The organism is Aquabacterium sp. (assembly GCF_050725395.1).
Taxonomy (GTDB): Bacteria; Pseudomonadota; Gammaproteobacteria; order Burkholderiales; family Burkholderiaceae_C; genus Aquabacterium.
Window position 1 is genome coordinate 1 of sequence record NZ_JBOHHL010000031.1, and the last position, 22,230, is coordinate 22,230.

26 protein-coding genes are annotated in these 22,230 nt (G+C 64.9%); 7 read left to right on the forward strand and 19 right to left on the reverse strand.

What is annotated here, in order from left to right:
* The 13 genes from ACREB4_RS16525 to fliF all read right to left on the reverse strand — a co-directional run.
* Positions 1–588 (reverse strand): flagellar biosynthetic protein FliR (locus tag ACREB4_RS16525; RefSeq protein ID WP_431589333.1); only part of this gene is annotated, 588 nt, incomplete at its 3' end.
* A gap of 6 nt (positions 589–594) precedes the next feature.
* Positions 595–864 carry a flagellar biosynthetic protein FliQ gene (fliQ, locus tag ACREB4_RS16530; protein WP_431589334.1) on the reverse strand — a complete coding sequence of 90 codons (270 nt, stop codon included), beginning with the start codon at positions 862–864 and terminating at the stop codon, positions 595–597.
* 10 nt (positions 865–874) lie between these two features.
* Positions 875–1,639 carry a flagellar type III secretion system pore protein FliP gene (fliP, locus tag ACREB4_RS16535; protein WP_431589335.1) on the reverse strand — a complete coding sequence of 255 codons (765 nt, stop codon included), beginning with the start codon at positions 1,637–1,639 and terminating at the stop codon, positions 875–877.
* A 24-nt stretch (positions 1,640–1,663) separates the two neighbouring features.
* Complete coding sequence (locus tag ACREB4_RS16540) at positions 1,664–2,026, reverse strand: FliO/MopB family protein (RefSeq protein ID WP_431589336.1); 363 nt, start codon at positions 2,024–2,026, stop codon at positions 1,664–1,666.
* Between the two features lie 26 nt (positions 2,027–2,052).
* Positions 2,053–2,544 carry a flagellar motor switch protein FliN gene (fliN, locus tag ACREB4_RS16545; protein ID WP_431589337.1) on the reverse strand — a complete coding sequence of 164 codons (492 nt, stop codon included), beginning with the start codon at positions 2,542–2,544 and terminating at the stop codon, positions 2,053–2,055.
* The gene (gene fliM, locus ACREB4_RS16550) at positions 2,537–3,538 is read right to left on the reverse strand and encodes a flagellar motor switch protein FliM (RefSeq protein ID WP_431589338.1); all 1,002 of its coding nucleotides are present in this window, start codon (positions 3,536–3,538) and stop codon (positions 2,537–2,539) included. The genes fliN and fliM overlap by 8 nt, the downstream gene beginning before the upstream one ends.
* A 21-nt stretch (positions 3,539–3,559) precedes the next feature.
* Complete coding sequence (locus tag ACREB4_RS16555; protein ID WP_431589339.1) at positions 3,560–4,198, reverse strand: flagellar basal body-associated FliL family protein; 639 nt, start codon at positions 4,196–4,198, stop codon at positions 3,560–3,562.
* A gap of 142 nt (positions 4,199–4,340) precedes the next feature.
* The gene (locus ACREB4_RS16560) at positions 4,341–5,744 is read right to left on the reverse strand and encodes a flagellar hook-length control protein FliK (RefSeq protein ID WP_431589340.1); all 1,404 of its coding nucleotides are present in this window, start codon (positions 5,742–5,744) and stop codon (positions 4,341–4,343) included.
* A 27-nt stretch (positions 5,745–5,771) separates the two neighbouring features.
* Positions 5,772–6,260, reverse strand: a complete 489-nt coding sequence (gene fliJ / locus ACREB4_RS16565) for a flagellar export protein FliJ (RefSeq protein WP_431589341.1) — start codon at positions 6,258–6,260, stop codon at positions 5,772–5,774.
* Positions 6,261–6,265: 5 nt separating this feature from the next.
* A complete protein-coding gene (gene fliI, locus ACREB4_RS16570) occupies positions 6,266–7,699 on the reverse strand; it encodes a flagellar protein export ATPase FliI (RefSeq protein WP_431589342.1) in 1,434 nt (477 codons plus the stop codon).
* Positions 7,696–8,763 (reverse strand): FliH/SctL family protein, encoded by a 1,068-nt coding sequence (locus tag ACREB4_RS16575; RefSeq protein WP_431589343.1) that lies wholly within the window; start codon positions 8,761–8,763, stop codon positions 7,696–7,698. Before ACREB4_RS16575 ends, fliI begins: the two co-directional genes overlap by 4 nt.
* Positions 8,750–9,745 carry a flagellar motor switch protein FliG gene (gene fliG / locus ACREB4_RS16580; RefSeq protein WP_431589344.1) on the reverse strand — a complete coding sequence of 332 codons (996 nt, stop codon included), beginning with the start codon at positions 9,743–9,745 and terminating at the stop codon, positions 8,750–8,752. The genes ACREB4_RS16575 and fliG overlap by 14 nt, the downstream gene beginning before the upstream one ends.
* Positions 9,746–9,761: 16 nt before the next feature.
* Positions 9,762–11,489, reverse strand: coding sequence for a flagellar basal-body MS-ring/collar protein FliF (gene fliF / locus ACREB4_RS16585; protein ID WP_431589345.1), 1,728 nt, complete (start codon positions 11,487–11,489; stop codon positions 9,762–9,764).
* Between the two features lie 205 nt (positions 11,490–11,694).
* Here fliF and fliE point away from each other — a divergent pair, with 205 nt between their 5' ends.
* From fliE to bamC, 6 genes are all read left to right on the forward strand, one after another.
* Positions 11,695–12,045 carry a flagellar hook-basal body complex protein FliE gene (gene fliE / locus ACREB4_RS16590; protein ID WP_431589346.1) on the forward strand — a complete coding sequence of 117 codons (351 nt, stop codon included), beginning with the start codon at positions 11,695–11,697 and terminating at the stop codon, positions 12,043–12,045.
* Positions 12,046–12,096: 51 nt separating this feature from the next.
* Entirely contained in the window at positions 12,097–13,344 is a 1,248-nt protein-coding gene (locus tag ACREB4_RS16595; protein WP_431589347.1) for an MFS transporter, read from the forward strand.
* Positions 13,345–13,354: 10 nt separating this feature from the next.
* A complete protein-coding gene (locus ACREB4_RS16600) occupies positions 13,355–13,501 on the forward strand; it encodes a hypothetical protein (protein ID WP_431589348.1) in 147 nt (48 codons plus the stop codon).
* Positions 13,498–14,307 (forward strand): SDR family oxidoreductase, encoded by an 810-nt coding sequence (locus ACREB4_RS16605; protein ID WP_431589349.1) that lies wholly within the window; start codon positions 13,498–13,500, stop codon positions 14,305–14,307. Before ACREB4_RS16600 ends, ACREB4_RS16605 begins: the two co-directional genes overlap by 4 nt.
* A 106-nt stretch (positions 14,308–14,413) precedes the next feature.
* Positions 14,414–15,295: a 4-hydroxy-tetrahydrodipicolinate synthase gene (dapA, locus tag ACREB4_RS16610; RefSeq protein ID WP_431589350.1), complete on the forward strand. Its 882-nt coding sequence runs from the start codon at positions 14,414–14,416 to the stop codon at positions 15,293–15,295.
* A gap of 68 nt (positions 15,296–15,363) precedes the next feature.
* Complete coding sequence (gene bamC / locus ACREB4_RS16615) at positions 15,364–16,506, forward strand: outer membrane protein assembly factor BamC (RefSeq protein WP_431589351.1); 1,143 nt, start codon at positions 15,364–15,366, stop codon at positions 16,504–16,506.
* Between the two features lie 146 nt (positions 16,507–16,652).
* Here the strand turns inward: bamC and ACREB4_RS16620 are convergent, their stop codons facing one another.
* From ACREB4_RS16620 to ACREB4_RS16630, 3 genes are all read right to left on the reverse strand, one after another.
* On the reverse strand, positions 16,653–16,892 hold the full coding sequence (locus tag ACREB4_RS16620; protein WP_431589352.1) for a hypothetical protein: 240 nt from the start codon (positions 16,890–16,892) through the stop codon (positions 16,653–16,655).
* 160 nt (positions 16,893–17,052) lie between these two features.
* Positions 17,053–17,580 carry a hypothetical protein gene (locus ACREB4_RS16625; protein WP_431589353.1) on the reverse strand — a complete coding sequence of 176 codons (528 nt, stop codon included), beginning with the start codon at positions 17,578–17,580 and terminating at the stop codon, positions 17,053–17,055.
* A 30-nt stretch (positions 17,581–17,610) separates the two neighbouring features.
* Positions 17,611–18,771: a JmjC domain-containing protein gene (locus tag ACREB4_RS16630; RefSeq protein ID WP_431589354.1), complete on the reverse strand. Its 1,161-nt coding sequence runs from the start codon at positions 18,769–18,771 to the stop codon at positions 17,611–17,613.
* Between the two features lie 58 nt (positions 18,772–18,829).
* On the opposite strand from ACREB4_RS16630, the gene ACREB4_RS16635 reads away from it, so the two are divergent.
* Complete coding sequence (locus ACREB4_RS16635) at positions 18,830–19,354, forward strand: FKBP-type peptidyl-prolyl cis-trans isomerase (RefSeq protein ID WP_431589355.1); 525 nt, start codon at positions 18,830–18,832, stop codon at positions 19,352–19,354.
* 15 nt (positions 19,355–19,369) lie between these two features.
* On the opposite strand, the gene dut is transcribed toward ACREB4_RS16635, so the two are convergent.
* Genes dut through ACREB4_RS16650 form a run of 3 tightly spaced genes read right to left on the reverse strand, consistent with a single transcriptional unit; the run spans position 19,370 to position 22,157 of the window.
* Positions 19,370–19,819, reverse strand: coding sequence for a dUTP diphosphatase (gene dut / locus ACREB4_RS16640; RefSeq protein ID WP_431589356.1), 450 nt, complete (start codon positions 19,817–19,819; stop codon positions 19,370–19,372).
* Positions 19,820–19,835: 16 nt separating this feature from the next.
* Positions 19,836–21,065, reverse strand: a complete 1,230-nt coding sequence (coaBC, locus tag ACREB4_RS16645; RefSeq protein WP_431589357.1) for a bifunctional phosphopantothenoylcysteine decarboxylase/phosphopantothenate--cysteine ligase CoaBC — start codon at positions 21,063–21,065, stop codon at positions 19,836–19,838.
* Between the two features lie 36 nt (positions 21,066–21,101).
* A complete protein-coding gene (locus ACREB4_RS16650; protein ID WP_431589358.1) occupies positions 21,102–22,157 on the reverse strand; it encodes an AraC family transcriptional regulator ligand-binding domain-containing protein in 1,056 nt (351 codons plus the stop codon).
* Between the last annotated feature and the right edge of the window lie 73 nt (positions 22,158–22,230).

The window sequence follows — 22,230 nt, forward strand, 5'->3', positions numbered from 1 at the left end:
CCGTTGGCGTCGACGGCCAGGCAGCGACACCCACAGGCCCAGCTTGAAGATTTCGGCCCCCCAGACCTGGGGTTGGACCACGCTCAAGAAGGCCAGCGGCTGGGCCGACACCGGAAAGGTGTCGAAGCTGTGGATCACCGCCGCCGTGAGCATCAGGTGGCCATTCATGACCACGAACAGCCAGGCCGCGCAGGTGCCGTAGAAGCGGCTCACCGCCGTGGCCTGTCCACCGCTCATGGGGTCGAAAAAGCTCGCGAAGTTCAAACCCATTTGCAGGCCGACGATTTCACCGGCAAACTCGATGGCGGCGAACACCACGCGCGCGGCAAAGCCCATGGTCAGGCCGATCAGCACCTGCTGAGCCAGCACCATCAACGCTTCGGGCGAGTTCAAGGCCACCACCGGCATCTCGGGCAGGGAAGGCTGGGCGGCCACCACGATCAACAGGCCCAGGCCCATGCGCACGCGCCGTGGGATGGCGCGCATCGACAAGACCGGTGCCGCCGTGAACAAACCCATCACGCGGAAGAAAGGCCACAGCCAGGGCGTGATCCACGCCATGACCTGGGCCTCGCTGAAGGTGATCATGCTGGATCAGCCCACCACGCTGGGAATGGACTGCAGGACTTGCTGGATGTAGTCGACCAGGCTGCTCAGCATCCACGGCCCGGCAACCGCCAGGGTGGCGAAGGCCGCCAGCAGCTTGGGCACGAAGGACAAGGTGGCCTCGTGGATCTGCGTGGCCGCCTGGAACACGCTGACGATCAGGCCGACCGCCAGCACCACCATCAGGATGGGCGCGCAGACCGTGAGCAGCACCATCAGGCCATCGCGGCCGATGGTCAGGACTTGTTGTGGATCCATGGGGTGGTGTCTATTGCGCGAAGCTGGCGGCCAGCGAGCCGAGCAGCAGGTTCCAGCCATCGGCCAGGACGAAAAGCATGAGCTTGAAAGGCAAGGCCACCATCACGGGCGACAACATCATCATCCCGAGGCTCATCAGCACACTCGCCACGATCATGTCGATGACCAGGAAGGGGATGAAGATCAGGAAGCCGATCTGGAAGGCTGACTTGAGCTCGCTGGTGACAAAGGCCGGCACCAGCACGCGCAGCGGCACGGTCTCGGGTTTGACTTCGCCTTCGATCTTGGCCAGGCGCACGAACAGGCCCAGGTCGGATTGGCGCGTCTGCTTGAGCATGAATTGGCGCATCGGGGCCTGGCCACGGTCCAGGGCTTCGCTGAAGCTGATCTGGTTGGCGGCAAAGGGTTCGTAGGCGTCCTTGTAGACCTTGTCCAGGGTCGGGCCCATCACGAACATGGTCAGGAACAGCGAGAGGCCGACGATGACCTGGTTGGGCGGGGCGGCCTGCGCGCCGATGGCCTGGCGCATCAGGCTGAGCACGATGACGATGCGGGTGAAGCCCGTCATCATCAACAGCAGCGCCGGCAGGAAGCTCAAGGCGGTGAAGAACAGCAAGGTCTGGATGGGCACCGAGTAGTTGGTGCCACCCGCGCCCTGCCCGATCAGCAAGGGCAAGCCGCTGGACGTGGGGGCGGTCTGGGCCATCACGGCCATGGAGCATGCCGCCAGGCCCAAGGCCACGGCGCCTGCTTTCAAACGTTTTGCACGGTGCATGAGGGTGTCCTGTTCGTTCGAACTTCAGACTTTGGGCGTCTCGACCACGTCGGAGGCGCGCCGCAGCAGGATGGGGAAGGTCGAGGCGGTTCCCTCGCGCTCCGCCTGGTCCTGGCTGTCTTGCGTGGGCTGCAGGCTGTGCAAGGCCGTGATGCTTTGGGCCGTGACGCCCAACACCAGCCAGGTCTTCTGGTCGCCCGCGCCCAGCTCGACGGTGACGATGCGTTGCCCGGGGCCCAATGACAGTTGGCTCACGGTCTTGAGCACCGCGTCGCCCGAGCCGATGCGCCCCTTGGCCAGCCCTGATTTCTTCAACAGGTACAGGCTCAGCGGAATCATGGCCACGATGAACACGAACCAGAAAATCAGCATGCCGGTGGATTGCATCGCGTCTCCTATTGTTGTGGGGTCGATCAGCCGCCGCGGCTGAGGCGGCGCATGCGTTCGGATGGCGTCACGATGTCGGTCAGGCGGATGCCGAACTTGTCATTGACGACCACCACTTCGCCCTGGGCGATCAGGAAGCCGTTGACCAGCACGTCCATGGGTTCGCCGGCCAGCGCGTCCAGCTCCACCACCGAACCCTGCGCCAGTTGCAGGATGTTCTTGATGGGGATGCGCGTGCGGCCCAGTTCCACCGTGAGCTGCACGGGGATGTCCAGGATCATGTTGATGTCGTTGCCCGCCGGGTTGCCCGAGGACGCCGACGCGAAATTGGCGAAAGCCGCGGGCGTGCCCTGGGCCGCCGGGTTGGTCACCTCGCTGGCCGATCCGAAGATGTCGTCGGTGGACGCCGCAGGCGATGAGCTTTGCTGCGCGAGCGCTGCTTCCCATTCCGCGGCCATCGCGTCCTGTTCTTCGCTCGGAGGGGCTTCGGCGGAAGTGGATTCGTTTTCGTCAGACATGTTGGTCTCCAAGCCAGCCAGGGCCGGTCGAGGTCAGTAGCTTGTCAATGCGCAAGGCGTATTTGCCGTTCGAGGTGCCGTAATAGCACTCCAGGATGGGCACACCGTCCACCTTGGCTTCAATGAGTTTTTCGAGGTCCAGCTCGATGAAGTCACCGGGCTTGAGGGCCAGCAGTTGCTCCACCGTGGCGGGCGCGTGGGCCATCTCGGCCACCAGCTCCACCTCGGCCGACTGGATTTGCTGCGTCAGCAGCTTCACCCAGCGGCGGTCGGGTTCGGCCGAATCACCCTGGATCGACGAGAACAGGATGTCCCGGATCGGCTCCAGTGTGGAATAGGGAATGCAGATGTGGATGGTGCCGCTGGCATCGCCGATTTCCAGCGTGAACGAGCAGCACACGACGATTTCGGCCGGCGTGGCGATGGTCGCGAACTGGGGCTGCATCTCCGAGCGCTGGTAGTCCAGCTCCAAGGGGTAGATGCCGCGCCAGGCCTTCTTGTACTCTTCGCTGATCACCTCGATCAGGCGCGTGATGATGCGCTGTTCGGTGGGCGAGAAATCACGGCCTTCGATGCGCGTGTGGTACTTGCCGGCACCGCCGAACAGCGAGTCGATCACCGCGAACACCAGGGTCGGATCGCACACCACCAGGCCCGAACCGCGCAGGGGGCGGATCGCCATGATGTTGAAGTTGGTGGGCACCACGATCTCGCGCAGGAAGGCGCTGTACTTCTGAACCTTGATGCCGCCCACGGACACTTCGGGCGACTTGCGGATCAGGTTGAACAGGCCAACGCGGATGTTGCGGGCAAAGCGCTCGTTGACGATCTCCATCGTGGGCATGCGCCCGCGGACGATGCGTTCCTGGTTCGCGAGGTTGTAGTCGCGGATGCCCTCCTTGGGCACGTCTTCCTGCTCAAGCTTCTGGCTTTCGCCAGTGATGCCTTGCAGGAGGGCGTCGACTTCGTCTTGCGAGAGGATTTGCTGATTCATGGCCTGGCTATCGCGGTTGGCTCACTGAACGATGAAGTTGGCGTAGTTGACCTTCACGATCGGGTTGTACTGCTCGACCTTCTTTTTCTTCTTCTTTTTCTTCTTGGGCGCCTCTTCTTCGGCCGCCTTGGGAGCATCTTCCTCTTCAGGATCGTCGATCTCATAGCCCATGGCGCGCGCGGCGTCACGGCGGATCTCTTCGGCCAGCTTTTCCTTGCCCTCCTGGCTCAACAGTTGATCCGATGTCTTGTGAGACAGGATCATGAGCACCGAATTGCGGATGGCGGGCATGTAAGTCTTGATCTCCTCGGCCATCTTGGGGTCATCGACTTGCAAAGTCAGACCGATCTGGGCGAAGCGCTCGGTTTCCCGGTCGGCCAGATTGACGATGAAGGGATCCAGTGGAACGAAGGCCGGCGGCTTGCCGTGCTCGTCATGTTTGGGCTTGGGCGCCTCTTTGGCGGCGTGCGAGGTTTCGACCTCGCCGTCCTCGCCCTCGGCGGCTGCTGCCGCGGCGGCATTCTTCTTCATGAGGAAGACCGCGGCACCACCGCCCACCAGCACCAGCAGCACGACGGCCGCGATGATGATGACGAGCTTCTTGGGCCCCTTCTTGGGAGCGTCGCCTTCGGCAGGCGCCGCAGCGGTAGCAGCTGACATTCGCAAATCTCCTGAAATTCAAGCCCTTCGACCCGGGAAAAGTCGAAGGAGGCATGATGGGATTATTGGAAGTCAGGGCAAAAACTGAAGAACCGATAAGCGATGTGAAATCCGCGCGATTCTGGCCGGGACCGCTCAAGTCCTATGCATACAGGTCAAGACCACCACGCCGCCCTGCCTGGACGGCCGCGGCGGCTCGGCCTTCAACGGCTTCCCCACCCGACGACGCCTGACCCGAAGACCCACCACCCCAGGCCGGGGCACCCCCAGGCTGGCCCGAGGCCTGTTGGTTGAACTGTTGTTGGGGCGTCTGATCCGACACGCCCGAGCCACCCAGGCTGAAACCGGCATCGTCCAGGGAGGCGGACAACATCGGCAGGCTGGCCTCGATGGCACGCCTAGTTTCGAGGTTGGCCGCCGCGAAATCAACCTGCGCGGATTGGCCATCCAGTGAAATCTTCACGCTGATGGGGCCCATTTCGGCCGGATTGAGGTGCAACTCCGCGGACATCGTGCCATCTTCGCCCGCCGCGTTGACCCACATGCCCACGCGGTCGGCCAGGGCTTGGGGGAACTCCGGGCTGTGCACCGACGGGGCCAGGGTGGCGCTGGTCTGGGCCGTGGCACTCGCCTCGGCCGTCTTGGCGGCCAGGCCACGCATCATTTCGGTCGACAAGGTGCTGGCGAAGTCGGCGCCTTTCGCCGACGCGTCGGCCGAGCCTTCCAGCACGGCCAGGCGGCCCTCGGTGGCCTGCAAGGTCGAGACATCGACGGCGCCCTTGTCGCCCGATGAGGCGATGGCGGCCAGGGCGTCGTGGCCACTGGCAGCGCCAGGCACGGCGGCATCCTTGGCTTGAAGCTGGGCCTGTGCGTCACCGCCAGCCTGCTGGGCGTCGCCACCCAGCGTGTTTTGGGCCGCCGCCCCGCCCTGCGTCAAGTTGGCCAGCCAGGCCAGCATCGACGATGGGTCGGTGGCATGGGCACCTTCCGTGGCTTGCGCGTCCTTGACCGCGGCTTCGCCCTGCCGGGCATCGACCTTGCCAGCATCGGCAGACACCTCTTCAGACGCAGCGGCGTCCTGGCGGTCGACCTTGTCGGCATTTTCCTTGGGTTGGTGGCCCTTGGCGGCGTCGGTCTTGGCGGACTTGTGGGCTTCGGCCGACGGGGCCTTGGGCTTTTCAGCCTTGGGGGCGTGCGGCGTTTCGGCCTTGGTCATGGGAACCTGGCGCTTGGCCTGCGCCGCATTGGCCTGGGCACGTGCCAGGGCATTGCGCGCTTCCACCGAGGTGGACGACGAAGTGCCCTGCCCCGCATTGGCCTTGGCCGGCGTGGTGGCATTGGCCGACAAGGAGGTGGCCGCGGCCGAAGCCTGCGTGTTGGTGGCCGCGGCTTGCGCCATCCAGCGCGAAAAGTCCGACTGCATGGTGGCCGAATCCGACTTGCCCGCCTGGTTGGACGACGACAGTTTGGCGGCCCAATCGGTGGCCGCGGTATTGGAGGCGTTGGACTTGCCTGCATTGGGCAGGGCGTTGAGAGGACCGTTCATGTCAACAACCTTTCAAGATCATTCAATTCAGTAGGACGTGGGCGCGAACTTGTTGCCGCCGCCAAACGAAGACGACAGGGGCGAGCCCCGGCCCGCGCGGGCCGCCTGCTCGTCGGTGGCCTTCTGGTCACGGCGTTGTTCGCGTTGCGCGGCTTCCAGCACGCGGCGATCGATCAGTTGGCCGACGGCGGCCACCTTGCGTTCGCGCTCGATCAGTTGCAGCCGGCATTGCTCCATGACCTGCGCGGCCTGGGCGACCCGCTTGTCCTGCTCGGCCACCGCATCGCCCAGGCGTGCGGTGAAATCCTGGTAGCAGCGCATGATTTCCATGCCGCCCGATTTGGCGAACTGGCTGCTCCAACGCTGCTGGTATTCCTTGCGCCAGTCCGCCAGGGACTGGGCCTGCTGGCGCGCGGCCTCGTGGGCACGGCGGGCGCCTTCGAGTTGCGAGACGGCATCGTCCCGGGCCTTTTCGGCCGACTCGATCAGGATCAACAAAGGCTGGATGCTGCTCATGTGATTCAATCGCCCACGATTTGACGCAACTGATCGACGCTTTCATCCAGGCGCGCGGGCAGGTGCATGTCTTGCTGGAGCATGGCGACCATCGCCGGATGCAGTTTCACGGCCTGGTCCAGGTCGCGGTCGTGGCCGGGCACGTAAGCGCCCAACTGGATCAAATCTTTGGCCTTGCTGTACTTCGACCACAGTTGGCGAAAGCGCCGCGAGGAATCGATGTGCTCGCTGCTGGCCACGTTGTTCATGACGCGCGATGCCGACTTTTCAATGTCGATGGCCGGAAAGTGGCCCGATTCGGCCAGGTCGCGCGACAGCACGATGTGGCCGTCCAGGATGGCGCGGGCCGCGTCGGCGATGGGGTCCTGCTGGTCGTCGCCCTCGGACAGCACGGTGTAGAAAGCGGTGATCGAGCCATGGCCGTTCAGGCCATTGCCGCTGCGCTCCACCAGTTGGGGCAGCTTGGCGAAGCACGAAGGCGGGTAGCCCTTCGTGGCAGGCGGCTCGCCGATGGCCAGGGCGATTTCGCGCTGGGCCATGGCGTAACGGGTGAGCGAGTCCATCAACAACAGCACGTGCAGGCCCTGGTCGCGGAAGTGTTCAGCCACGGCGGTAGCGTAGTTCGCGCCTTGCATGCGCGTCAATGGGGGTGCATCCGCAGGCGCGGCCACCACCACCGAGCGGGCCAGGCCCTCTTCGCCCAGGATGTCCTCGATGAATTCCTTGACTTCGCGGCCCCGTTCACCGATCAGGCCCACGACGATGACGTCGGCCTGGGTGTAGCGGGCCATCATGCCCAGCAGCACGGATTTACCGACGCCGGAGCCGGCGAACAGGCCGATCCGCTGGCCACGGCCCACGGTCAGCATGGTGTTGATGGCGCGCACGCCGGTGTCCAGGGGCAGGCGCACGGGGTCGCGTTCCATGGCGTTCATGGGGCGGCGCACCAGGGGTTCGCTGCGCACGTGGTTCAGCGGGCCGTGGCGGTCCAGGGGTTCGCCCTGGGCATTGACCACGCGGCCCAGCAGGCCGGCGCCGATGGGCAGGTGGCGGGTGCGGTCTTCGCTGCGGCGCCAGGGGTGGTTCGGGCGGCCCAGCAAAGGCGGGTTGATGGGGATGGCGCGGGGCACCACGCGGGCGCCGCTCGACAGGCCGTGCACTTCGGCGGTGGGCATCAGGTAGGCACGGTCGCCGGCAAAGCCGACCACTTCGGCCAGAACGGGCGTGGTTTCCAGGCGGGTTTCGGAATGGATCTCGCAGACGGCACCGACGGGCAGGCGCAGGCCGGCGGCTTCCAGCACCAGGCCGGCCACGCGGACCAGCTTGCCCTGGTTCTCCAAGGGAATCACCGTGCCCGCGCAATCGTCCAGATCGCCCAGGAAACGGTTCCAGCGGTCCATGGCCACACCTTGGCCAGCGGCTCGGACAGGCATGTTCATTCGGCAGCTCCGGTGGAAGGCAGTTCGTCGTTCATGTCGGGGTCATCGCCGGTGTTGACCGGGGTGTAGGGCATTTCGTGGCCGCCGTGCCATTCGGTCTGGCTGCCCATCGCAGCAGCGGCGCGGAACCAGCGCGCTTCCACGCTGGCATCCACCACGGCGATGTCGGACTCGACCACGCAGCCACCACGGGTCACCGAGGCATCGGGCATCAAACGGGCGCCACGGGCTGCCAGCACTTCGGTCAGCGAGCCCTGGGCCAAGGCGTTGTCCTCGGGGTTCAGGCGCACGGTGATCTGGCGGGCGGTCGACAGCAACACGCCCAGGGCTTCTTCGGCCACGGTGAGCACGGCCTCGGGGCGTTGGTCGAGTTCGCTGCGGACCACCTGCCGGGCCAGTTCCAGCGCCACGCCGGCGATGCGGCCAGCCAGTTGCTGCTCCAGCGATTCCAGGCGGTGGTGGAAGTCGGACGACAAGGCGCCGATCTGGTCGTTCATGTAGGCCGCCAGTTGAGCAGCTTGCGTTTGCTTGTAGCTTTCCAGGGCGATCAGGCCATTGCGGTAGCCATCCTGGTAACCCGATTTGTGGGCCTGGTCGATCAGCTCTTCCACATTGGGCAAAGGCTCGGGCGGTGCGGGCGGCTCGGGCGGCAAAGGGGCCTCTTCGCCGGGCATGCCACCGACCAGCGGCTGGCGCTTGATGCTGGTGACATTGGCCTTGGGCGCGGGCTTGGGCGCCGCTGCCGCCGGGCGCGCAGGTGCCGCGGCAGGCTTGCTGGCAGGGGCGGCTTTCGTGGGGGTCGCGGCCGTCGGCTTGACGGTCAGCGGCACGCTGGCGGCGGCACGCTCGGCGAAGGAAGGCTTGCGCACGCCGGAATCGCCCGCCGCGTCGGCCTGTGGGACGGGCTTCTCAAAAGCTTGCGGATTCCAGGCCGCGAACGAGCCCAGCTCTTCACGCGGGATGAAGCGCGTGTACGAGTTCGGCACATGGCCGTTGCCGCCATTCCCGTTGCCGTTGTTGTTGCCATTGCCACCACCGGGCGGCACGGGCTTAGACGTACTCATCGTCGCCTCCGCTGGCCAGGACGATCTGGCCTTCATCGGCCAGGCGGCGCACGATCTTCAGCATTTCCTTCTGCTCGGCCTCGACCTCGGACAGCTTGACCGGGCCACGCGACTCCAGGTCTTCCTTGAGCGTCTCCGCGGCGCGGCTGGACATGTTCTTGAAGACCTTGTCGCGGATCTCAGGCGACGCACCCTTGAGCGCGATGATGAGCGACTCGGTCTGCACTTCCTTGAGCAGGGACTGGAAGCCCTTGTCGTCCAGCTTCTCCAGGTCGTCGAACACGAACATGTTGTCCATGATCTTCTGCGCCAGGTCGGCATCGCTTTCGCGGATGTAGTCCAGCACCGAGGTCTCCAGGCTGGAGCCCATCAGGTTGATGATTTCGGCCGCGGGCTTCACACCACCCAGCGAGGACTTGCGCACCTGCGTGCCACCGGCCAGCACGCGCGACAGCACTTCGTTCAAGTCCTTCAGGGCCTGAGGCTGGATGCCGTCCAGCGTGGCGATGCGCACCATCACTTCATTGCGGTGGCGGTCCGAGAACGACTTCAACACCATCGAACACTGGTCCGGGTCCAGGTGAACCAGGATGGCGGCCACGATCTGCGGGTGCTCGTTGCGCAGCAGTTCTGCCACCGACTGGGCGTCCATCCACTTCAGGCTTTCGATGCCCGTGACGTCGCTGCCCTGGATGATCCGGTCGATCAGCAGATTGGCTTTTTCGTCGCCCAAGGCTTTGCGCAGCACGGCCTTGATGTACTCGTCGGTGTCGGGCACCAGCACGCCCAGGTCGGTGGAATCATCCGCGAAACGCGTCAACACCTTGTCGACACGCTCGCGCGGCACCGTCTTGAGTTTGGCGATCGTTTCACCCAGGCCCTGCACTTCCTTGGGCTCCAGGTGTTTAAAGACCTCGGCAGCCTCTTCCTCGCCCAGTGACATGAGCAAGATCGCGGCGTCTTCGAGTCCTTTTTCGTCCATGTTCATTCGTCCTTGATCAGCCCATCATCCATTCGCGCATCACGCCAGCCATGGCGCCCGGGTTCTCTCGTGCCAGCTGGCGCGCGGCTTCCAGGCGGGCATCGCCCGTGGGTGCGCCCAGGGCGGGCAACATTTGGCCGTTCGGGCCCATCACCATGCCGGGAGGAACCGTCTGCAGGTCGGGCAGTTCCTGCACGTCATCGACCACGGCGCTCAACTTGGGCTGCTTGTCTTCTTCGGCTGGCAGGGGCTGCGCCGCCTTGATGGCCGGGCGGATCGCACCGAACACCACGATCAGCGCGGCCAGCGTCAGGGCGCCCGGCACGGCCAGGGTGCGCAACAGGTCCACCGTCTCAGGCTTCTTCCAGAACGGCGTGTTGTCCGGCTCTTCCTTGGTGATCTGGAACGGCGTGTTGATCAGCTTGACCGAGTCACCGCGTTGTTCGTTGAAGCCAATGGTTTCGCGCACCAGGGACGTCAGCTTGTCCAGTTCTTCCTGGCTGATCGGCTGGACCGTGGTCTTGCCCTTGGCGTCGGTCACCGAGCGGCTGTTCAAGACAACGGCGGCGTTCAGGCGCTTGATCGAGCCCGTGGCATTGCGGGTCACGCGCACCGTCTTGTCGACTTCGTAGTTGGTGACGGCTTCGCGGCGGCTGGTGCCGTTGGTGCCGCCTGCGCCTTGACCGGCTTGCAGGGCTTGCGCCGAACCATTCACCGGGGCCGTGGCAGGCACGGGCGGCTGGTTGCTGGCGGCGCCGGGCACCCCCGAAGGCGTGGCGCTACCACCACCCGACTGTTCGGTGCTTTGCTGGCTGCGCACCGAGGCCGGGGCCTGGCCCTGGTTGGGCTTGTACTCTTCGGCCGTCGATTCGACCTGCGAGAAATCGACGTCGGCCGTGACCTGGGCGCGCAGGTTGTTCTGGCCCAGCACCGGCTCCAGGATGTCCTTGATGCGCTGGGTGTAATTGGCTTCGATCTGGTGGACGTACTGCAGTTGCTGGGCGTCCAGGCCCGCCTGGTCCACGCCTTCACTGGGGCCGGACAGCAAACCGCCGGACTGGTCCAGCACGCTCACGGCCTTGGTGGGCATTTCAGGCACGCTGGACGACACCAGGTGGACGATGCCGGCGACCTGGCCGCGGTCGAGCGTGCGGCCGGGGTACAAAGTCAGCACGACAGAAGCCGAAGGCTTTTGCTGTTCTCGGAAGAAACCGTTCTGGTTGGGCAGGGCCAAATGCACGCGGGCGCTCTGCACGCCGTTCAGGGTCTGGATGGAGCGGGTCAGCTCGCCTTCCAGGCCACGCTGGAAGTTCAGGCGCTCTTGGAACTGGGTCACGCCGAATTTCTGGGTTTCCATCAGCTCGAAACCCACCACCGAACCCTTGGGCAGGCCGGCCGAGGCCAACTTCAGGCGCACATCGTGCACCTTGTCGGCCGGCACCAGGATGGCACCGCCGCCGTCGGCGTACTTGTAAGGCACGTTCATCTGCTGCAGCGAGGCCACGATCGCGCCGCCATCCTTGTCGGACAAATTGGCGTACAGCACGCGGAAATCGCCCTGCTGCCCCCACATCACCATGGCCACGAAAATGGCGATGATGGCCGCCAGGCCGCCGCCCAGCATCAACTTGCGTTGCATGGGCAAAGCGTTCACCCGCTGCACGAAATTGAGCGGCGCGGGGGGCTCGACCGCCTGGTTGGGCGATGCGATGACAGCTTGAGGTTGTGCGACTGTGACTTCCATGTGTGGTCGAAGCGTTGGGTCGCGCATCGAAACAATACGATGCCGCAAACCCGCTGGAACACGTTCATTATTCGAGGGAAGACCGGGCAAAAGTGCCGGGAACAGCCGCAGATTTACCAAGCACTTCCCGACTTCGGATCAGGCCGGACTGCCTAGTATTGGCATCGTGGTGAACTGCATCACGCCTTGTCTGGGTTAACGACACATGGACCTGAAACTGAAGCCTTTTGATTTCGCGCAAGCCGCCGCCAAGGCCGGCATGTCCGACGTCGCCGCGCGCGTTCAGGCCAAGACCCGGCTGGACGCCCTGGGCGGCTCGGGAAACGTTGAAAAATCCAGTTTCCAGGCCGCTTTCTCAAGTGCCCTGGGATCGGTCAGCCAATCCCAGAATCAGGCTACCGCGATGCAGCGCGAAGTTCAATTCGACAACCCCACCGTCAGCCTGGAACAGACCATGGTCGCCATGCAGAAGGCGCAGCTGGGTTTCCAGTCGGCCGTCCAGGTTCGCAACAAGCTCGTTCAGGCGTACACGGATATCATGAACATGCAGGTCTGAGCGACCTGTCCCCGTTCAATCCACCGCGCCCGCCGCCCGGGCGTTTTGCCCATGCGCCAAGATTCCCGCCTGCCCTTGCGGCAATTGCTGCTTTGCGGCGCCCTGGTCGTCACCCTGTCCATGGGCATCCGCCACGGTTTCGGCCTGTGGCTGCAACCCATCATCATGGAACGGGGCTGGAGCCGCGAATCGTTCTCTTTGGCCATGGCCGTTCAAAATTTGGTTTGGGGCGCGGCCGGGCCTTTGGTCGGCCTGTGGGCGGACCGCCGCGGCGCCTTCGGCGTGCTGTGGGCGGGCGCACTGCTCTACGGCGCCGGCCTGCTCGGCATGTCGCTGGCCGCCACGCCCACCCTGTTCATGCTCAGCACCGGCGTTTTGGTCGGCCTGGGCCAGGCGTGCTCCACTTACGCGGTGGTGTATGGCGTGCTGGGCCGGCACGTCGATCCGGCCAAGCGCTCTTGGGCCATGGGCATCACGGCGGCGGCTGGCTCTTTCGGACAATTCCTGATGGTGCCGGTGTCCAGCCTGCTGATCAGCCACATTGGCTGGCAACACGCGCTGTGGACGCTGGCCAGCCTGGCGCTCCTGCTGATCCCGCTGGCATGGGGGTTGCGCGACGATCCGCAAGCCTTGCGCGACGAAGCCAGTGCCCGCAACGCCGGCCAAGCCAAACCCGAACTGAAGCAGACCGCCGGGCAAGCCCTGCGTGAAGCCATCACCCACCCCAGCTACCTGCTGCTGACGGGCGGTTATTTCGTGTGCGGCTTCCAGTTGGCCTTCATCGGCGTTCACCTGCCCAGTTACCTCAAGGACCACCAGCTCGACCCGACCGTGGCCACCACCGCCCTGGCGCTGATCGGCCTGTTCAACGTGGTCGGCACCTACGTGGCCGGGGCGCTGGGGCAGAAATGGCGCAAGACCTGGATCCTGTCGGCCATCTACACCCTGCGGTCGGCGGTCATGGTCGCCTTCATCCTGACGCCGCTCACGCCCCTCAGCGTGGGCCTGTTCGCCGCCTCCATGGGCACGCTGTGGCTGTCGACCGTGCCGCCCACCAATGCGGTGGTCGCTCAGATGCTGGGTGTGCAGCACTTGTCGATGCTGGGCGCGCTGGTGTTCTTCTCGCACCAGATCGGCTCCTTCGTCGGCGTGTGGCTGGGTGGGCGCCTGTACGATGCCACGGGCAGCTACGATGTGGTCTGGTGGATCGCGGTCGGCCTGGGGCTGATGGCTGCCGCGCTGAACTTGCCCGTCCAGGAAAATCGGGCGCCCGCCGGTCGCGCGCTGGCCCGGGCCTGAGCCGCGGTCCATGAACCACCACCAGGCACCGCGCCGATCGCCGCGCCGCTGGCTGGCCTACCTGGCCGCGGGCGCCGTCCTCGCGCTGGTGTTCCTCATGTATTTCCGCAGCCAACTGGTCTTTGACCTGGCCACGCGCATCTGGAGTTGCTTTTGAGACAAGTCGTGATCATCACCGGCGCCTCTGATGGCATCGGGGCAGAACTGGCCCGGCAAATGGCCCAGGTGGAAGGCGCCAAGCTGGCCCTGGTGCTGGCCGCCCGCGGCGCCGACAAACTCGAGCAGGTTGCCAAGCAATGCCGCGAGTCCGGCGCCGAAGTGCTGGTGCGCCCCACCGATGTCGGCCAGGAAGACGCCTGCCGGGGCCTGATCGCCGACACCGTGGGCCGGTTCGGCCGCATCGACACCCTGGTCAACAACGCTGGCATGTCGGCGCACGCCCTGCTGGAGGATGTGAAAGACATGGCCTGGTACGAGCAACTGATGCGCATCAACCTGTGGGGAAGCGCCTGGTGCACGCACGCCGCCCTGCCCCACCTCAAGGCCGCCCGAGGTCGCATCGTGGTCGTGTCCAGCCTGGCCGGATTGGTCGGCGTGCCGGGCCGCACCGCCTACAGCGCCACCAAGTTCGCGATGACCGGCTTTTTCGAAGCCCTGCGCGTGGAACTGCTGCCGCACGGCGTGTCGGTCACCCTCACCTACCCCGGCGTGGTCGCCACCGAGATCCGCTACCGAGGCTTCAACGCCCAGGGGCAGGCCGCTGGCCAAAGCGGCCTGGACGAGCGCGGCGCCATGTCCATCGAGGAATGTGCCCGCCTGATCCGCGTGGGCGCTGAAAAACGCCACCGCGAGGTGGTCATGTCGGCCAAAGGCAAGCTGGCGCGTTGGATGAAGCTGGTGGCGCCGGGTCTGGTCGACAAGCTGGCCCTGGCCGCGCTCAACCAGGACGTCCACCCGCATTGAACTCGGGGGCCATCGGCTGCGACACAGGCCCCGGGCATACCCCGCATTCCCCTTTACACAGGACACCCCTCGCGCTGGGTAAAATCCCGCGATTGAAGGAATCAGCATGAAATCCATTTTTGGCAGTATCGTCGCCCTCATCACCCCACTGCACGACGACGGCAGCGTTGACTACGACAGTCTGCGCAAGCTGATCGATTGGCACATCGCCGAGGGCACCAACTGCATCGGCGTGGTCGGCACCACGGGCGAATCACCCACCGTGTCGGTCGAAGAGCACCGCGAGATCATCCGCGTGGCCGTCGAGCAGGCTGCTGGCCGCGTGCCCATCATGGCCGGTTGCGGCGCCAACTCCACCCGCGAAGCCATCGAGCTGAGCGAGTACGCCAAGAAGGTCGGCGCCGACTGCACCCTGCAGGTCGTGCCTTACTACAACAAGCCCACGCAAGAAGGCATCTACCAGCACTTCAAGGCCATCACTGAAGCGGTGGACATCCCCGTGGTGCTGTACAACGTGCCCGGCCGCACCGTGGCCGACATGCTGCCCGAGACCGCCCTGCGCCTGGCCAAGCTGCCCGGCGTGATCGGCCTCAAGGAAGCCACCGGCAACATCGAACGCGCCGCCTGGCTGATCAAGCAGGCGCCCAAGGGCTTCGGCATCTACTCGGGCGATGATCCCACCGCCGTGGCTTTGATGCTGCTGGGCGGACACGGCAACATCAGCGTGACGGCCAACGTGGCCCCGCGCGGCATGGCCGAGCTGTGCAAGGCTGCCATGGCCGGCGACACCAAGCGCGCCGTCGAGATCCACATGGGCCTGCTGCCCCTGCACAAGCATCTCTTCGTCGAACCCAATCCCATCCCCGTCAAGTGGGCCCTGGCCCGCATGGGCAAGGCCGGTGGCGCGCTGCGCCTGCCGTTGACGCCGCTGTCCGAATCAGGACAAGCCATCGTCGAATCCGCGCTCCGCGAATGCGGCCTGCTCTGATCCCTGTAGGATCACCCTCCTGTGCGCATGCCATGCGCCAATTGAATCGACCCCGGATGCCCTTGCCCATGTTGAAGACTTCAAGCCCTTTTCGTCTGACCGCTCTCAGCCTGGCGCTGGTCGGTGCGCTGAGCACCACCGGGTGCTCTTCCGTCAACAACGTGCTGGCGGGCGACAAGGTCGACTACCGCACCAGCGGCGTCAAGACCGTCAACCTGGACGTGCCGCCAGACCTGAGCCAGTTGTCCGGTCAATCGCGTTATGGCCAGAACCAGCCGTCCACCGTGTCGGCCAGCAGCCTGGCTGTGCCTGACCGCGCGCCCTCTGCGCTGGACACCAGCACCGTGGCCGCCCCGCAAGTCGGCGTGGTCAAGCTGGAACGCAGCGGCCAGAACCGCTGGCTGAGCGTGGCCCTGCCCCCGGAAAAAGTCTGGGAACAAGTCAAGGCCTTCTGGCTCGAGATGGGTTTTGAGCTACCGGTGGACCAAGCCGCAGCAGGCGTCATGGAAACCAACTGGTCCGAGAACCGCGCCAAGTTGCCTCAAACCGGCGTGCGCAAGCTGCTGGGCGGCATCATCGACAGCCTGTACGACACCGGCGAACGCGATCAATTCCGCACCCGCATCGAACGCACGGCGCAAGGCAGCGAGATCTACATCACGCACCGCGGCACGCAAGAAATCTACGAAGACGCGCGCAAGGACCAGACCAAGTGGGTGGCGCGCCCTTCCGACACCGGCCTGGAAGCAGAAATGCTGTCGCGCCTGATGCTGAAACTGGGAGCACCCAAAGACGCCGCCACCGCCGTCAAGACCGATGCGGCCAATCCCAGCACCGCCGCCTTGCCGCCGGCTCGCGTGCGCCTGGAAGCCGATGGCGTCTCGCTGGCAGCCGACGACGATTTCGACACCGTGTGGCGCCGTGTGGGCCTGGCCCTGGACCGCGGCGGCTTCACCATCGAAGACCGCGACCGCAGCCAGGGCACCTATGAAATCCGCCTGGCGCCAGCCGATCCGAATGCCAGCAAGCCAGGCTTGTTCGCGCGCTGGTTCGGCTCGGCCGAGAACACCGATGGCCTGAAGCGCTACCGCGTGCAGGTGTCGGCGAAAGGCAGCAACAGCACGGTCAAGGTGCTCAACACCAAAGGCGAAGCCGAGGCCTCGGACACAGGCCGCCGCATCACCAAGCAGTTGCTGGACGAACTCAGCTGATCGACAGAACGTGGGCCAGAAGATGTGGCCTGCCAAAAAGCCCTGCACTGATGTAGACCATCGGCCAGGGCTTTTTCATTCTTCAGGCATGCACAGACGCAAAAAAGCCGCTCCGAAGAGCGGCTTTTTCAATCTGTGAGGACAGATTACTTCGAGGCAGCGTCAACGGCGGCCGAAGCAGCGTCAACAGCAGACGAAGCGGCTTCCGAAGCGGAAGTGGAAGCAGCGGCAGCAGCGTCCGAAGCAACTTCAGCAACAGCCGAAGCAGCAGAAGCGGCTTCCGAAGCGGCCGAAGCGGCTTCAGCAACGGGTTCTTCAGTTTTCTTACCGCAAGCGGCCAGGGCCATGGCAGCGATCAGCGAAGCCAGCAGGAGCGACTTTTTCATGCTTGTGTCCTCAAAAGGAATAGTCAAAAAACGGGGATTCTATGGAACCATGTGCAAAGCTCACAGCCCCATGAAAAGTGAGACAGTGACTTTGGATGCGTCGCAATCGTTAAATTGCCACTCATTCAGACTGCAATTATACGATGCTTCGGGCAATTCCCTATAGGCCCAAAGTGGTGGGTGGCAACGCCTCACTACAACGTTGCAAAATAACATCAGCTTCCTGGCGCCACTCGCTCAAATCGGAGGGGCGGCGCGACCAAATCCCCCGACCAGAGATGGGGTCCAGCAGGCGCAAGCCCAGTTGCTTTTCCAACAGCAAGGTCGGCATCAACGAAGCCGCTTGATCAGGATCCGCGAGGTAGCACTTCACGCGGTGCGCCCAGGTGCCGCGCCAGGCCACCCAGCGGGGATGCCGCCGGGGGATTTCATCCAGCGTGGCGGCCACCAGCACGCAATGGGGCACGCGGCTGTTCAAGCCCCACTGCTGAAAAGCCTCCATCACACTGCGTTCACCCAATGGCCACCGGCTGAAATCGCCATCGCACAAGTACAAGGACACGGGCTGCGCGGCGGCCACCGCCATGGCGGCACGCACGCGGTCGATGAAATCTGGCCAGCCGTCGATGCGGCCGAGCGCGGGCTCGCTCGGATCAATCGCCGCGGGCATCATCTCAATCGGATCCATGGCAAAGCCTCCATCAACAGTCAAGGATCTTTACACGCGGGGATGCAACCAGCCGTCTTCGGCCCACTGGTCCAGCAACTCGCGGGCCTCGGCGCTGGCCTTGGCCACGAGCGACGCGTCCAGCTGCCGGCGATCGGCAAGCGCGCGCATCAGCCGCGCGTCGGCGCCGGCGGCCAACCAGGATTCGCCATTGGCAAAGATGCGTTTGTCGTCGTAGGCCATGCGCGTGCGGGCGTCGAGCACCACGCCCACGCCATCCGGCAAAGGATCGCCAATGTTGAACCAGACGCGGGGCTTGAGTTCGGTCAAAGATTCGCCCAAGGCCGCCTGGATCTGCTGCGGATCGCTCAGGAAACGCTGCACCGCGTCCACGGCGAACTGCTGCAAATCGGCCGGGATGCGTCCAGGCTGGTCGGTGGCGGGCTGCTGAGGGTCCTTGTAGAGCTTGGGCTTGAGGGCGGGCTCCAGGGCCTCGGCACAGCGACCCAGCACCTCACGGGTGATTTCAATGGCTTCGGGCGCCCGGAACCCGATCGAGCAGGTCATGCACTCGCCTTCGGCCACACCATCGTGGCCCCACATGGGCGGCAGGTAGAGCATGTCGCCAGGCTCCAGCAACCACTCTTCTTGCGGCTCGAAGTTGGACAGCACTTTCAAGGGCACGTCGGTGCGCAGGCTCGCGTCCTTGAGCGGACCCACGCGCCAACGCCTTCGGCCTTGCACCTGCAGCAGGAACACGTCGTAGGAGTCGTAGTGCGGGCCGACGCCTCCGCCATCGCTGGCGTAGGAAATCATCAGGTCGTCCACGCGGGCCTGGGGCACGAAACCGAACTGGCGCAGCAACGCATGGGCGGCAGGCACGTGCAGGTCGAGGCCTTGCACCAGCAGCGTCCAGCCGGCCTGGTCCAGCTTGGGCAGCGCGCGCCGGGCGATGGGGCCTTGGCGCAAACGCCAGTCGTCGCTCGCCCGGTCCTGCACGATGAGGCGGGATTCCACGTCGTCCTGGCCCGCCAGGGCGAACAAGGCGGCACGGTCGATGGGCGACTTGACGCCAGGCATCGCCTGGCGGATCAGCAAGGGCTTCTTCTGCCAATGGCGGCGCATGAATTGCTGGGGCGACAGGCCGCCGAGCAGGGTCAAAGGCGCGTCCAGGGGCGCGTGGTTCAGGTTGTTCTGGGTGGTCGATGTCATCCCGACATTGTGCGACCACTGGCGCATGCTGGTGGAGCGGCCATGAGATGATCGAGGGATGATGATTTCCTCTCCCTGCGTCGTCAGCCTGGTCTGGCGACTCGAAGATGCGCAAGGCCAACTGATCGACGAACTGCCCGAACCGATGGAGTTTTTCGTCGGTGGCGATGACCTGCTGGCCAAGGTCGAAGAAGCCCTGATCGGACAGACCACCGGTTTCACGGCCGAGCTGAACCTGGAGCCCGACGAGGCTTTTGGCGACTACAAGCCCGAGCTGGTGTTCTTCGAAACACGGGATATTTTCCCGGCCGAAGTGGACGTGGGCATGCAGTTCGAAGGCCCACCCGAAGGCTCGACCACGCCAGATTTGCCGCTGGATGCGCTCTACACCGTGACCGAGGTGTATGAAACCCACGTGGTGCTGGATGGCAACCACCCGCTGGCGGGCATCGCCTTGCGCCTGTCCATGAAGGTGGAAGGCGTGCGCCAAGCCACGCCGGAAGAAATCGAGCAAGGCTCCGTGGCCGAGTCGGTGTTCACCCTGGCGCCGAATGTGGCACCACCAGGTTCAGTGCTGCACTGAACCTTGGCAGGAGGCTCAGCCGCGACCGGTTGAGCCGAACCCGCCCTCGCCCCGCGACGAGGCGTCGAACGACTCGACCTGGCGGAAATGCGCCTGCACGATGGGCACGATCACCATCTGCGCGATGCGCTCCATCGGCTGGACGATGAAGGGCTCGGTGCCCCGGTTCCAGCAGCTGACCATCAAGGGGCCCTGGTAGTCGGAATCGATGAGGCCGACCAGGTTGCCCAGCACGATGCCGTGTTTGTGGCCCAGACCGGACCGCGGCAGGATCATGGCGGCCAGGCGGGGATCGGCCAGGTGCACGGACAGGCCCGTCGGGATCAGGTGGGCCTGCCCAGGTTCCAGCAGCACAGGGTGATCGAGGCAAGCCCGCAAGTCCAGGCCGGCGCTACCAGGCGTGGCGTAGGCGGGCAAATGTTCGGCCATGCGTGCATCCAGCACTTTGATGTCGACGGTGGTCATGAAGTAAAGCTTCGGTTCATGGAAGAAGGTTCAGGCGGCGGGCCAGCTCGGCCACGAGCGCACGAGCCAGCACCAGCTTGTCGGCCTTGCCGCCATCTTCGGGCAACTGCCGGTGGCCGGTCGCGTCCACCACCAGCAGGGCATTGTCGTCGTGGCCGAAGGTGGCCGGCCCCAAGTTGCCAATGATCAGTGGGATGCGCTTGCGCAATAGCTTGGCGCGGGCATGCTCCAGCAGGTTCTCGCTCTCGGCGGCGAAGCCCACACAATAAGGCGCCTGGGGCAAGGCGGCCACGGCGGCCAGGATGTCGGGGTTCTCGGTCAGCTCGAAGGTGGGCGCCACTTTCTTGCCTTCCTTCTTGATCTTGTGCTGGCTCAGCGAGGCCGGGCGCCAATCGGCCACCGCCGCCGTGGCGATGAACACATCGTGCTCGGCGGCCCTGGGCAGCACGGCATCCTGCATTTGCAGCGCCGACATCACGTCGATGCGGCGCACGCCGCGCGGCGTGGGCAAGTGCACCGGCCCAGCGATCAAGGTCACTTGCGCACCGGCCTCAGCGGCCGCACGGGCCAGGGCAAAACCCATTTTGCCGCTGGAATGGTTGGTGATGCCCCGCACCGGGTCGATGGACTCGAAGGTGGGGCCCGCGGTGATCAACAAACGCTGGCCTTGCAGGATCTTGGGCTGGAAAAAAGCGATCAGGTCGGCCAGCAGGTCGGCGGGCTCGTTCATGCGGCCATCGCCGACTTCGCCACAGGCCTGGTCGCCACTGTCGGGGCCCAGCAGGATGGTGCCGTCGTCGCGCAAGGTCCGGGCGTTGCGCTGGGTGGCGGGATGGGACCACATCTCGCGGTTCATGGCCGGCGCGAGCAACAAGGGACAGCGATCGCGCGGGCGGGCCAGGCACATCAGGCTGAGCAGTTCGTCGGCACGGCCCAACACCAGCTTGGCCATGAAATCGGCGCTGGCAGGCGCGACCAGGATGGCATCGGCTTCGCGGCTGAGGTTGATGTGGGCCATGTTGTTGGGCTCGCGCGCGTCCCATTGGCTGGTGGCCACGGCCCGGCCGGACAAGGCCTGCATCGTCACTGGGGTGATGAAGGCCTGCGCCGCCTCGGTCATGACCACTTGAACGGTGGCGCCCGCCTTGACCAGGAGGCGCACCAGTTCGGCCGATTTGTAGCAGGCGATGCCGCCTGTCAGGCCCAGCACGATGTGCTTGCCCTGGAGATCTGAACGTTCTGACATGGGCCGGACTCTAGCAGGCTTGCCCGGCCTGCCCGTTCAAGTTGACCGGAAAGCCGCCACCGCGGTCTGGAGAACCTGGCCCCGGTAAGTGCTGGGCGAAATGCCAGACCAGCGTTTGAAGGCATAGGTGAACGCGCGCCGGTCTGAAAAGCCCAGCTCGACGCTGATGATTTCCATGCTGATGGCCTTGCGGGACAACATCTGCCGTGCCCGCGCATATTTGGCCTGGGCCAGCAGATCGGCGAACTTGAAACCTTCGGACTGCAGGCGACGCTGCAAGGTGCGCGCGTGGACCCCCATGGCCTCGGCCACCTCTTCCAATCCGCCCTTGAGCAGCTCGGACTGCGCTTCCAGGGCTTGGCGCACCGACTCGGTCGTCGCAAAGCGAGGTTGGCTGGCGGCCAACTCCAGTTCGATGGCGCGGCGAGCCTGCCCGTGCACACTCGCCAAGGCCCCTTCCAGGGGAATGTCGAGCATGCCTTTCGGGAAGACCAGGGCATTGCGCGGCGCCCCGAACTGCACTTGGCAGGGGAAAAAATCCTGGAACATGGCGGCGTTGTCAGGGCGCGCCTTCTGAAACTGCACTGCGTGGATCGGCGGTGAAAACTGGGCCAGCGAGCGACCAAGCATGGCCTTGGCGAATTTGCGGCAGGCGGCCAGCACGATTTCGATCACGAAAGGCGCCTCTGGCCGGCGTGCCATTTCAGGGTCCAAAGTGACCACCAAGGCCGCCAGATCCTCCGTCTCTTCCAGGTTGAGCCACAGCCAGGGCAGTTGCATGGCCCGAATCCAGGGCAAGGCCTCGATGGCCTCGCGCAGGGTGGCGCTGGTGGCCATGAAAGCCTCGACCTGGGGGAAACGGTCGAAGACGTAGGCCTCGCCCAACGCCAGGGGAAAGTAGCGTTCGGTCGATCGCCTGACGCAGACGTCCACGGCCCGCAGCAAGGCGTCGGCGGTCACCAAGCCGCCAGGGGCCTGGTTCATGTCCAGCTCGACCCCCGCCTCCTGGAAGGCGGCTTCGACCGAGAAGCCACAACGCGCGGCGGCACGAACCCAGCTGGGCACGCCGAACATGGGGATGGGGGCCGACAAACTCGAAACCTCCGGGCTCCAGGCCTGGTTCACGGAGGGCTTGACTTGAATATTTGAATACATTTGTTTTCTA